Below are 9,151 nucleotides of genomic sequence, written 5' to 3'. Positions count from 1 at the left end.
GACGTCGATCCGCCCATCGGCGGAACCCCGTGGTCCGTCACGCCGTCGTTACAGTGACCGCGTGGCCGCGTCGAGGAGTTCACTGGTGTCCCCGCTGCTGACGGAGGGCCACCGATGACCGGCCCGACGACGACCTCCGGGCTCGCGGTGGACGACCTGCGTGCGGCCGCCGGCGCGCGGTCGGCCGACGACCCGCAACTCGCGGATCTCGTCGCGCTGTACTTCGCCCGGGTGGCCCCCGGCGAGATGGGCGCCGACGCCGACGAGGCCCTCGGGGTCGTCCGCGCGCACCGGAGCCTGGCGCGCCTGCGCGTCCCGGGCCGGCCCGTGACCGCGGTCCTCGGGGCCGGCGCCGAACCGACCCCCGGCATCCCCACCCCCGACCCCGACCGGGTCTTCGTCCTCGTCGTCACCGAGGACATGCCGTTCCTGATCGACTCGGTGGTCGCCGAGCTCTCCCGGACCGGGGCGACCGTGCACCGGGTGGTGCACCCCGTGGTCGTGGTGCGCCGCGACAAGGGCGGGGCGTTGCTGGAGATCCTCCCGGACGCGGACCCGACCGACCCGCCGTCGGGAACGCTGGTGGAGTCCTGGATGAACCTGGAGCTCGAGGCCGACGCCGGGTCGGAGTCGGTCCGGGAGCTCTCCCAGGACCTGCACGCGCGCCTGTCGGCGGTGCTCGCCGACGTCCGGGACGTCGTGGAGGACGGCGGCCGGATGGTCGAGCAGGCCCGCCGGCTCGCGGACCGGCTCGAGCAGGACCCGCCCCCGGTCTCGGCGCAACGCACCACCGAGACCGTCGCCCTGCTCCGCTGGCTCGCGGACGGGAACCTGACCTTCCTCGGCTACCGCGAGGAGGGCTCGCAGGACCGGGGACTCGGGATCCTGCGCCGCGACACCGAGTACGCGCGCACCCTCACGGCCGGTCCGGACCGGGCGGAGGAGCAGGAACCGGCCGACGGGACCCTGCTCATCCTCACCCGGGCCGGGGCCCGCTCCACGGTGCACGCCCCGGTCCACCCGCTCTACGTCGGTGTCAAGGTGTACGACGCCGCGGGCCGGTCGGTCGGTGAGCACCGGTTCCTCGGCGTACTGACGGTCGCGGCGCGCAGCGCGGACGTCACACGGATCCCGGTGGTGTCCCGGCGCGTGCACGAGGTGATCAGCCGCATCGAGCTGCCCGTCGAGTCGTGGTCCGGGCAGCGGATGCTGGAGGTCCTGCAGACCTACCCGCGCGCCGAGCTGCTGTGCACCGACCGGGCGTCGCTGCACGAGACCGTCACCGGCGTGCTGGCCCTCGCCGAGCGGCGGCGCGTCCGGCTGTTCCTGCGCCGCGACCGCTGGGGCCGCTACTTCTCGGCCATGGTCTACCTGCCGCGCGACCGCTACACCACGGCGGCCCGGCTGCGCATGCAGCAGCTCCTGCTCGACCGCCTCGAGGGCGCCGACATCGAGTACACCGCGCGGGTCACCGAGGACCAGCTCGCGCTGCTGCACGTCACCGTGCACACCGGGCAGCGCGAGCCGGTCCGACCCGACGTCGCCGCCCTCACCGCGGAGCTCGCCGAGGCCGCCCGCACCTGGGACGACCGGCTGCGCGCCGCCGCCGGCCCGCGCGAGCGCGCCGCGATCGCGTCCACCGGGGAGCCGTTCAGCCAGGCCTACCAGGAGGACTTCCCGCCCGAGCGCGGCGTCGCCGACCTGCTGGTCCTCGACGGGCTCTCCGGCCCCGACGACCTCGCGGTCCGCCTCTACCGCCCCGGTGACCACGGCGCCGACACCGACGACCCGGAAGGCGGAGACCGGCGGCTCAAGCTCTACCTCGTCGGACGGCGGATCACGCTGTCCACGGTCCTGCCGGTGCTGCAGTCGATGGGGGTCGAGGTCGTCGACGAGCGTCCCTACGAGGTGCGTCGCAGCGACGGGCGGACGGCCTGGATCAACGACTTCGGGCTGCGGATGGGCCTCGACTCCGCGGCGGCCGACGACGAGGACCTCACCCGCCGGGCGGCCGAGGCCTTCACCGAGATCTGGCGTGGCCGGGTCGGCACCGACGGGTTCAACGCGCTCGTCCTGACGGCGGGTCTGTCCTGGCGCCAGGCCGCCCTGCTGCGGGCGCTCGCCCGCTACCAGCGCCAGATCGGCAGCACGTACGGGCAGAGCTACATCACCGACGTCGTCTCCGCGCACACCGACGTCGCGGTCGGATTGGTGCAGCTGTTCGAAGCGCGCTTCGACCCCGGGCTCGACGGCGACCGCGCGGCCCGCGTCGCCGACCTCGACGCGCAGGTGGAGTCCGCCATCGAGGCGGTGACCAGCCTGGATGCCGACCGGATCCTCCGCGCGCTGCTGGGTCTGGTCCGGGCGACGCTGCGCAGCAACTACTTCCTGCTCGACGACGAGGGCCGGCCGCGCGACGTCCTCGCGTTCAAGCTGGACCCGGCGCGGGTGCCGGGCGTGCCCCAGCCGTGCCCGGCGATCGAGACGTTCGTGCACTCGAACCGTCTCGAGGGCGTGCACCTGCGGTTCGGTCCGATCGCCCGCGGCGGGCTGCGCTGGTCGGACCGGATCCAGGACTACCGCACCGAGATCCTCGGGCTGGTCAAGGCCCAGGCCGTCAAGAACGCCGTCATCGTCCCGGTCGGGGCCAAGGGCGGGTTCGTCGTCAAGCGCCCGCCCGCCCCCACCGGCGACCCGGCCGCCGACCGCGACGCCCAGCGCGCCGAGGGCGTCGCCTGCTACCGGCTGTTCATCGGGTCCCTGCTCGACCTCGTGGACGACCGGAGCAACCACGGGGCGCACGCCGACGTCGTCGTCCCCGAGCGGGTCGTGCGCTACGACGGCGACGACACCTATCTCGTGGTGGCCGCGGACAAGGGCACCGCCACCTTCTCCGACATCGCGAACGAGGTCGCCACCTCGCGCGGGTTCTGGCTGGGCGACGCGTTCGCCTCGGGCGGGTCGGTCGGCTACGACCACAAGGCCATGGGGATCACCGCCCGCGGCGCGTGGGAGTCGGTGCGCCGGCACTTCCGCGAGCTCGGGCGGGACGTGGCGAGCGACGCGATCACCGTCGTCGGGATCGGTGACATGTCCGGCGACGTGTTCGGCAACGGCATGCTGCTCTCCGAGCACCTGCGCATCGTCGCCGCGTTCGACCACCGCCACGTGTTCCTCGACCCGGACCCCGACCCGGCCGCGTCGTTCGCCGAACGGCGGCGGCTGTTCGAGCTGCCGCGCTCGTCGTGGGCCGACTACGACGAGTCGCTGATCAGCACCGGCGGCGGGGTGTACCCGCGCACGCTCAAGCGGATCCCGGTCTCCGAGCAGGTCGCCGCGGCGCTCGGGCTGCAGGGCACCGACGCGCTCGACCCGCCGGCGCTCATCCGCGCGATCCTGCGCGCCCCGGTCGACCTGCTCTGGAACGGCGGCATCGGCACCTACGTCAAGGCCGCCGAGGAGACCCACGCCGACGCGGGGGACAAGGGCAACGACGCGGTGCGCGTCGACGGCGCCGAGCTGCGGGCGAAGGTGGTCGGCGAGGGCGGCAACCTCGGCCTGACCCAGCGCGGCCGCATCGAGTTCGCGCGGGCGGGCGGGCGGGTCAACACCGACGCGATCGACAACTCCGCGGGCGTCGACTGCTCCGACCACGAGGTCAACATCAAGATCCTGCTCGACTCGCTGGTGGAGCGCGGCGAGCTGGCCGAGGAGCGCCGCGACTCCCAGATCGCCGCGACCACGGACGACGTCGCCGCGCTGGTCCTGGCCGACAACGTCGCGCAGAACGACGTCCTCGGGGTCGCGCGCGCCCACGCCGCGGACATGCTCAACGTGCACGAGGCGCAGGTCACCGAGCTGGAGGACCGGGGCCGGATCGACCGCGAGCTCGACGTCCTGCCCGACGCCGAGGGCTTCGAGGAGCGGCGTCAGGCGGGGGAGGGCCTGTCGGGTCCCGAGCTCGCGCAGCTGATGGCGCACGTGAAGCTCGACCTGACCGAGGCGCTGGCCGACGACGACCTCCCGGACGCCGAGGTGTTCACCCGGCGCCTGCCCTCGTACTTCCCGCCGGTGCTGGCGTCCACCTATCCGGACGCGGTCGTCTCGCACCCGCTGCGCCGGCGGATCGTCACGACGATGGTCGCCAACGAGGTCGTCGACGGCGGCGGGCTCTCCTACGTGCACCGGCTGGTCGCGGAGGTCTCGGCGACCCCGGCCGACGCGGTCCGGGCCTACCAGGTCGCGACCAAGGTGTTCGGGCTGGACGCCCTCGCCGCCGACATCGCCGACGCCACCGCGGCGGGCCTGCCGACCCACGCGGCGGACGGGCTCACCCTCGGCTCCCGCCGCGTGCTGGACCGGGCCTCCCGGTGGCTGCTCACCCACCGGCCCCAGCCGTTGGCGATGGGCGCGGAGATCCAGCGCTTCGCACCCGCCGTCGCGAACCTGGGGCCGCGGGTGGCGTCGATGCTGCGCGGCGGCGAGGCCGACGGCCTCGCCGAGCGGGTGCAGGCGATGGTGTCGGTGGGGGCGCCCGCGGAGCTCGCCGAGCGCGTCGTGGGCGCGCTGTACGGGTTCGGGCTGCTGGACGTCACGGAGGTCACCGAGATCGCGGAGGCCGACCACGACGACGACCCGGACGATCTCGTCTCGGTCGCGGAGCTGTACTACGCCCTGTCCGACCACCTCGGCATCGACCGGCTGCTGACGGTCGTGGCGTCGTTGTCGCGCCAGGACCGGTGGGACGCCCTGGCCCGGCTCTCGCTGCGCGACGAGCTGTACTCCTCGCTGCGCGCGGTGACCCTCGACGTGCTGGCGGACACCGACGTCAGCGAGTCCGCGGACGAGAAGATCGCGCACTGGGAGCAGGCGAACACCTCGCGGCTGGTGCGGGCGCGCACGTCGCTGGCCGAGATCGCCCGCTCCGGGCGGACCGACCTGACCACGGTCTCCGTCGCGGCCCGCCAGATTCGGAGCATGGTCCGATGAGCGCGACCTACGACGTCGACGTGCCCGTGCGCTGGTCGGACCAGGACCCGTACCGGCACGTCAACCACGCCAAGGTCGTCACGCTGCTCGAGGACGCCCGCACCGCCCTGCTCTTCGACGCCGCCGCGCGCGAGGGCGTCGCCGCCTTCGAGGCCGGCCTCCTGGTGGCGCGGGTGGACGTCCGCTACAAGCGCCCGATCCCGTGGACGCGCCGCGGGGTGCGGGCGCGGATGTGGGCGCACTCGGTGCGGGCGGCCTCGTTCGTCGTCGGGTACGAGCTGCTCCTTCCCGACGACGGGGACGGCTGGGACCCCAGGCCGGCCGTCACCGCGGACACCCAGCTCGTGCCCTACGACCTCGCCTCGGCGCGCCCGCGGCGGCTCACCGACGACGAGCGGTCGTTCCTGGCCCGCTACGAGGGCTCATGAGCGGGGCGACCGTCCTCGCGGTCCCGGACGCGGCCCAGCGCGAGGACCTCGCGGAGTTCGTGGGACGGGCGGTGCGGCTCGACGGCGCCGCGGTCGTCCGGTTGCGGGCCCGGCCCGGCGCGCCGGACGCGGTGGAGGCGTTCGCCCCGACCCCGTTCGACGCGCTCGTCACGCGCAGCGCCCCGGGCACCCTGGAGCCCGCGGACGTCACCGTGGTCGGCTCGGACCTCCTCGCCGCGCTGGCGGTGGCCGGGGGCGAGCGGGTGGAGCCGGGCGTCGCGGTGGACGAGCGGTGGCGCGGGCCGCTGCCGCCGCTGCGGCCGGGTCAGCGGTGGCAGGTGGTCGGGGAGGTGCCCGCGGGTGAGCTGGGCCGGCTCGCGGAGAAGGGTGTCGCCGCCGCGCGGGCGGGCGACCCGAGCGGGCGGCCGTCGGCGGCGCTGCTCGACCAGGTCGTGCTCACCGTGTCCGACGAGGCGGCCGCCCTCGAGGTGCGGGTGCCGATGCGGTGCGTGTTCGCGCTGTCGGGGATGGGCTTCGTCGGGGCGGGCGCGGCCGACGAGGCGGTGCGGGTGTCCACCGACGGTGGCTGGCTGCGCCTGGACGCCCGGGGCGGCGCCGTGGTGCGCCGCCGCCGGGCCCAGCTGCCCCTGCTCTGACTACCTGAGGTTGGCGCGCAGGAAGTTCAGCGTCTCGTGCCAGGCGATCGTGGCCTGCTCGGGGTCGTAGGTGCCCATGTGGTTCTCGTCGTTGAAGAACGCGTGCCCGGCGGGGTAGAGGCGGAAGTCGGGGCGGTGCCCGGACTCGGCCTCGATCCGGTCGGCGAGGGACTTCACGGCGTCCGGGCCGGCCATCTCGTCCTGCTCGCCGAAGTGTCCGAGCAGGGGCGCGGAGAGGTTCTCGAAGCTCGGGTAGTCCTCGCCCAGCACGCCGTAGAACGGCACCGCGGCGCCGATCCGGTCGCCCTGCTGCGCGGCCAGGACGAGGACGAACCCGCCGCCCATGCAGAAGCCGACCGCGCCGACCTTGCGGCCGACCACCGCGTCGTGGTCGAGCAGGAAGTCGACGGCGCCCGCGAGGTCGGTGGCGGCCTGCTGCACGGGGAGCTCGGACATGAGCTTCCCGGCCTCGTCGGAGTCGTGCGTGGTGGTCCCGCCGTAGAGGTCCGGGGCGAGCGCGACGAACCCCTCGGCGGCGAGCCGGTTGGTCACGTCGGCGATGTGCGAGGTCAGCCCCCACCACTCCTGGATCACGACGACGCCCGGCCCGGCGCCGGACTCGGGCAGCGCGAGGTAGCCGTGGGCGGTGCGCCCGTTGGAGGGGAAGGAGACGTTCTGCAGCGGGTTGTCTGCCATGGACCGCGGGGTGCCCGGCGGGAGGGCTCAGAACGCCTTGTTCATCATGCTCATGGCCGCCATCTCCATGTACTCCCAGATCTGCCGGTGCCGTTCGGGCTCGAGGTTCTCCTCGTCGACGGCCACCTTCATGCAGCGCAGCCAGGCGTCGCGCTCCAGGGGACCGATCGGGAACGGGGCGTGGCGCATCCGCAGCCGGGGGTGGCCGCGCTGCTGGGAGTAGGTCTGCGGGCCACCCCAGTACTGCTCGAGGAACATCCGCAGGCGTACCTCGGCCGGGCCGAGGTCCTCCTCCGGGTAGAGCGGGCGCAGCACCGGGTCGTCGGCGACCTGCTCGTAGAAGCGGTGCACGATGCGGACGAACGTGTCGTGGCCGCCGACCGCGTCGTAGAAGGTCTGGGGACTGCTCACGGGTCCCACCATGTCACGGCCGGGGACGGGCGGCCGCAGCACCGAAGGGGGTCGGGGCCGGCACCCCGGCGTCGTCGAGCGCGGACTTCACCGCGCCGGCGACGGCGCGCTGCACCGCCCACTGCTCCCCGGGGCGGGTGCGCACGGTCAGCCGCAGCAGGATGCCCTCGGCGGTGACCGACTGGACCCCGAGCATCTCCGGCGGCGCGAGCACCTTGCCGGCGATCTCGGGCTCGGTGCACTCCTCGGCGGCGGCGGAGCGGGCGAGCTCGGAGGCGTCGTCGACGTCGGCCGAGTGGCCCACCGGGATGTCGACGACGGCCACCGAGTAGCCCTGGCTGGAGTTGCCGACCCGCAGCACCTCGCCGTTTCGCACGTACCAGACGGTCCCGGCGATGTCGCGCAGCGTCGTGACCCGCAGGCCGACGGCCTCGACGGTCCCGATGGCCTCGCCGAGGTCGACGACGTCGCCGACCCCGTACTGGTCCTCGAGCATCATGAAGATGCCGGACAGGAAGTCCCGGACGAGGTTCTGCGCGCCGAACCCGATCGCGACGCCGAGGATGCCGGCGGAGGCGATGATCGGGGCCAGGTTCACCCCGAACTCGCCCAGGATCAGCGTGAACGCGACCCCGTAGATGACCAGCGTGACGAAGGAGCGCAGCACCGACCCGATCGCCTGGGCCCGCTGCGAGCGCCGCTCGATCACCTGGGGCGCGGCCTCGCGCAGGCTGGCGGCGGCCCGGTCGCGCAGCGGGCGCAGCAGGCGCGGCACCTTCCCGGAGCTGGCGCCGTCGACGACCCGCTTGATCGCCCGGTGGAGCGCGTACCGCAGGACCACCGCGACGACCAGGATCACGATCGTCGTCACCGCGTGCGTGACGATCGCGTCCGCGGAGCGCGAGAGCCACGAGGCGTGGGTGTACTGGAACACCCGGGCGCACAGCGACCCGGCGTCGTTCGCGCAGGCCGGCGCGTCGATCGGCACGTCCGGCAGCACCGAGGGCTCCGGTGACGGGGTGGGCGTCGGCGTCTGTCCGCTCATGCCGGGTCCGATCAGCACATCCGGGCACGATACGGAGGTCCCCGGCAGCGGCTCGCGTGGGATCCGGTCGGTGAACGGTCCGTTATCACAGGTGCACGTCGTGCTCGGATGTGGTCGACTGTGCCCACATCCCGGTGGGAGGTGGTCGTGTGCACGAACGACAACCCAGGACCGTGACGCCGCTGGTCAGCGGGGTCGACGGGAGACGGGGCGCAGCGGAGCCCGACCCGCGCCCCGTGCCGAGCCGACGGACCGAGCCTCCCGACACCGTCCCCGTCCTCGTCCCGGACACCCCCGACGTGGGTGCCGACGTCACGGTCACCCCGGTCGCGCCCGCCCCGTTCCTCGGACGCCGCCGGGTCCTGCTCCTCAACGCCACCTACGAACCGCTCACGGCGCTGCCCCTGCGCCGCGCGATCGTCCTGCTCGTCTGCGGCAAGGCCGACGTCGTGCACGGCGACTCCTCCGGGCTCGTCCTGCACTCCGCGACGGGCGCCGTCGAGGTCCCGTCGGTGATCCGGCTCCGGGTGTTCGTGCGGGTGCCCTACCGCGCCCGGGTGCCGCTGACCCGCGCGGCGTTGATGCACCGCGACCGGTTCCGGTGCGCGTACTGCTCGGGCAAGGCCGAGACGATCGACCACGTGGTGCCGCGCAGTCGCGGCGGGACGCACACGTGGGAGAACTGCGTGGCCTGCTGCGCGCGGTGCAACCACAAGAAGGCCGACAAGCTGCTCGCCGAGCTCGGCTGGCCGCTGCGCACGATGCCGACCGCGCCGCGCGGACGGCACTGGCGCCTGCTCGCCGGCCTGGTCGACGCCGACCCGCAGTGGCTGCCCTACCTGGGGGAGGCCGCGGCGTAGCGGGAGACGCAGCGCAGCGGAGCTCGACCGGCAGGGCGGGGCCGGGCACGAGGGTGCATGATCGCG

7 protein-coding genes are annotated in these 9,151 nt (G+C 74.2%); 4 read left to right on the top strand and 3 right to left on the bottom strand.

What is annotated here, in order from left to right; genetic code table 11:
- Positions 1-114 precede the first annotated feature (114 nt).
- From WCD74_RS04525 to WCD74_RS04515, 3 genes are read left to right on the top strand one after another with little or no spacing between them, the layout of a single operon-like run.
- Positions 115-4,989, top strand: coding sequence for an NAD-glutamate dehydrogenase (locus WCD74_RS04525; protein WP_337693622.1), 4,875 nt, complete (start codon positions 115-117; stop codon positions 4,987-4,989).
- Positions 4,986-5,417 carry an acyl-CoA thioesterase gene (locus tag WCD74_RS04520; protein WP_337693621.1) on the top strand — a complete coding sequence of 144 codons (432 nt, stop codon included), beginning with the start codon at positions 4,986-4,988 and terminating at the stop codon, positions 5,415-5,417. Before WCD74_RS04525 ends, WCD74_RS04520 begins: the two co-directional genes overlap by 4 nt.
- Positions 5,414-6,073, top strand: a complete 660-nt coding sequence (locus tag WCD74_RS04515) for a DUF8010 domain-containing protein (protein WP_337693620.1) — start codon at positions 5,414-5,416, stop codon at positions 6,071-6,073. The genes WCD74_RS04520 and WCD74_RS04515 overlap by 4 nt, the downstream gene beginning before the upstream one ends.
- Here the strand turns inward: WCD74_RS04515 and WCD74_RS04510 are convergent, their stop codons facing one another.
- Genes WCD74_RS04510 through WCD74_RS04500 form a run of 3 tightly spaced genes read right to left on the bottom strand, consistent with a single transcriptional unit; the run spans position 6,074 to position 8,225 of the window.
- Positions 6,074-6,769: a dienelactone hydrolase family protein gene (locus tag WCD74_RS04510; protein ID WP_337693619.1), complete on the bottom strand. Its 696-nt coding sequence runs from the start codon at positions 6,767-6,769 to the stop codon at positions 6,074-6,076.
- 27 nt (positions 6,770-6,796) lie between these two features.
- On the bottom strand, positions 6,797-7,192 hold the full coding sequence (locus WCD74_RS04505) for a globin (RefSeq protein ID WP_337693618.1): 396 nt from the start codon (positions 7,190-7,192) through the stop codon (positions 6,797-6,799).
- A gap of 1 nt (position 7,193) precedes the next feature.
- A complete protein-coding gene (locus WCD74_RS04500) occupies positions 7,194-8,225 on the bottom strand; it encodes a mechanosensitive ion channel family protein (RefSeq protein WP_337693617.1) in 1,032 nt (343 codons plus the stop codon).
- A 173-nt stretch (positions 8,226-8,398) separates the two neighbouring features.
- Between WCD74_RS04500 and WCD74_RS04495 the strand changes: the two genes are divergently transcribed.
- Entirely contained in the window at positions 8,399-9,085 is a 687-nt protein-coding gene (locus WCD74_RS04495) for an HNH endonuclease (protein ID WP_373696027.1), read from the top strand.
- Positions 9,086-9,151 lie beyond the last annotated feature (66 nt).

The organism is Actinomycetospora aurantiaca (genome assembly GCF_037401875.1).
GTDB classification, from domain to species: domain Bacteria; phylum Actinomycetota; class Actinomycetes; order Mycobacteriales; family Pseudonocardiaceae; genus Actinomycetospora; species Actinomycetospora aurantiaca.
This window is presented reverse-complemented; position numbering and strand designations above follow the sequence as displayed.

Coding starts and splice junctions, on each gene's coding strand:
- WCD74_RS04525 (WP_337693622.1), top strand. CDS start 115: ATGACCGGCCCGACGACGACCTCCGGGCTCGCGGTGGACGACCTGCGT.
- WCD74_RS04520 (WP_337693621.1), top strand. CDS start 4,986: ATGAGCGCGACCTACGACGTCGACGTGCCCGTGCGCTGGTCGGACCAG.
- WCD74_RS04515 (WP_337693620.1), top strand. CDS start 5,414: ATGAGCGGGGCGACCGTCCTCGCGGTCCCGGACGCGGCCCAGCGCGAG.
- WCD74_RS04510 (WP_337693619.1), bottom strand. CDS start 6,769: ATGGCAGACAACCCGCTGCAGAACGTCTCCTTCCCCTCCAACGGGCGC.
- WCD74_RS04505 (WP_337693618.1), bottom strand. CDS start 7,192: ATGGTGGGACCCGTGAGCAGTCCCCAGACCTTCTACGACGCGGTCGGC.
- WCD74_RS04500 (WP_337693617.1), bottom strand. CDS start 8,225: ATGAGCGGACAGACGCCGACGCCCACCCCGTCACCGGAGCCCTCGGTG.